At 63.0% G+C, this 2,084-nt stretch carries 3 protein-coding genes; 2 read left to right on the plus strand and 1 reads right to left on the minus strand.

Annotation, left to right across the window (positions count from 1 at the left end):
• The coding region (locus I6F47_RS20105) for a hypothetical protein (RefSeq protein ID WP_231609269.1) at positions 1 to 349 on the plus strand (349 nt) is incomplete at its 5' end.
• On the plus strand, positions 346 to 513 hold the full coding sequence (locus I6F47_RS20110; RefSeq protein WP_181870836.1) for a hypothetical protein: 168 nt from the start codon (positions 346 to 348) through the stop codon (positions 511 to 513). The genes I6F47_RS20105 and I6F47_RS20110, both read left to right, overlap by 4 nt.
• Here I6F47_RS20110 and I6F47_RS20115 read toward each other — a convergent pair.
• Positions 495 to 686 (minus strand): hypothetical protein, encoded by a 192-nt coding sequence (locus I6F47_RS20115; RefSeq protein WP_197099293.1) that lies wholly within the window; start codon positions 684 to 686, stop codon positions 495 to 497. The two genes, I6F47_RS20110 and I6F47_RS20115, sit on opposite strands and share 19 nt — an antisense overlap.
• Positions 687 to 2,084: the final 1,398 nt, after the last annotated feature.

Genomic DNA, 2,084 nt, shown 5'->3' on the forward strand with positions numbered 1-2,084 from the left:
TGGCCTACCCATGACCGCCCCCCGCCGCAACAACGCCAAGATCACCCTGCGCATGCAGACCGCGCTGAAGGCCAAGGGGCACACCTACGACGACCTGGTGCTGGTCTCCGGCCTGGCAAAAGAGTCGGTGGCCCGCTGGGTCAAGCAGATGCGCGAGCTGGGTGTGGTGCGCATCTGCGCATGGAACGACGACGTGCGGGGTCGCCGCATCGTGCCGGTGTTCCAGTGGGGCACCGAACCCGACCTGCCGCGCCCCGGGCGCCGGTGGACAGCCGCCGAGACGATGGCGCGCATGCGTGCGCGGCGTCGGGCCGAGAGTTCGATGGTCAGCCTGGAGGACACGTTATGACGATGGACGAATTTGATGAAGCCATTCGTGAAGCCAAGGTGGAAAAGCGGTCGGCCAAGCGGGATTTCGGAAAAAGCAGCCCTGAGTTCGCTGAGGCAAAGGAGGCGTTGGCCGCACTCAAGGACGCGCGTGACTTCGAGTTTCTTCACGGGGAAGGCACATGACTATCCCACCCACCAGCACCTACTACGCCAAGGCGTTCTGTGTGAAGTGCCTCACCGACCGCAACCGGACGGGCGGGGTGTGGCGCAACCGGATGTTCTTCTGCGGGGGTTGCAAATGAAAAGCACGACGCACGAACGCTTGGCTGCGTGTCGCCGTGTGACCGAACACCCACCTGCTGCGGTGCGCGCCGTTGTCGCCACCATCGAACGGGTGACAGAGGTCCGCATTCGGTTGTTGACCTGTCTGATGCGCAAAAAACGTTGGGATGGAGACCTCGCGGTCGCGTTTGTTCGGGCAAACGGGGACGTGTGGCGTTGATCCTACGCTGCCCTGAATGTCGAACCCGACGCAAGTCGTTCGACCTGTTCACGAAGCACCTGCGTGAGACCGGGCACCGCGTCTGCAACTGCGGGGGTTACTGGTATCCCCACCGCCCTGGCTCACCGTACTGCGAGCAGAACGCCATGAGCGCTGTCCGCATCGCCGCTCGTCAGGAGGGGATCACCGCCGACGAGTTACTGGAAATTGCGGTCGATTGCGCTTGGGAAAAAGCCGGTCGGCCGTTTACAAAATGGAGAGATTGATCATGACGAATGAAGAACACGACAGACCAGCAGCACCAAAGGGCGGGGCCTATGCGGAGCTGCCTGAGCCCACGCCAGATGAACTGCGAGCCATAGTACGCAAAGCACGCAAAGCACGCGACAGCTCTGGCAGCGCAAGCGACGACTGCGGCTCTGCCGCTTATGTGCTTTACGGGTGGCGCNCAAAGCACGCGACAGCTCTGGCAGCGCAAGCGACGACTGCGGCTCTGCCGCTTATGTGCTTTACGGGTGGCGCGCGGCAATTCGCGCATACCATGGGCAAGCACCAGCCTCCCGCATCACGGTCGAACAGGTTGAAGACGCCATAGGGCTGCAATCCACGGCATGGGACACCATCGGCGCCGAAAAAATCGTGGAAGCGGTGTTGCGATTGGCAAATGGGCAAGCACCAGCCGGGGCGACGAACACCAAGACGCACGCTCTACTGAGCACGATGATCGGCCTGTTCTTGAGAGCAAAGGAGAAGATTGGCTACCAACCCGGCAGTGCGATTGACAAGACGGTGGCCGAAGCCGTCGAGCATTTGAAGGACTGGCCCTACCCAGAAACCGCCACGGCACAGGCGGCACCAGCCGCAGGGGCGTGGATTGAGCGCTGGTACGGCTCTGGCGGCAAAGATGGCTACGAGGGCTGGAGCATCGTGAACAAGGAAGGCCGTGGCCTTGTCTCGTACCTTGGGCGGAATGTCGAATCCGGTGCGGTCACTGAAATCGTGATGGCCCACAACGCTACCCTGGCCGCCCCCACGGCACAGGCGGCACCAGCCACCACCGACTTCACGACGCTTAGTGCGGCGGTGCGAGCCATCCGGCAGGCCATCGAGTTGATCGGCGAGCCTGCCGATGACCGCATGCGCGCTGCGAGGCGCGTGCTGCGCGGCGCGGTGATCGTCGCGGAGGATTCTGGCGAGTTGGCGGCACCAGCCGCTGGCGCAGTTGCGGGGCCTGTCGAGACGATAAAGTTCT

The sequence above is a fragment of the Pseudoalteromonas sp. NZS37 genome, from assembly GCF_015864265.1.
Classification (GTDB): domain Bacteria; phylum Pseudomonadota; class Gammaproteobacteria; order Enterobacterales; family Alteromonadaceae; genus Pseudoalteromonas; species Pseudoalteromonas arctica.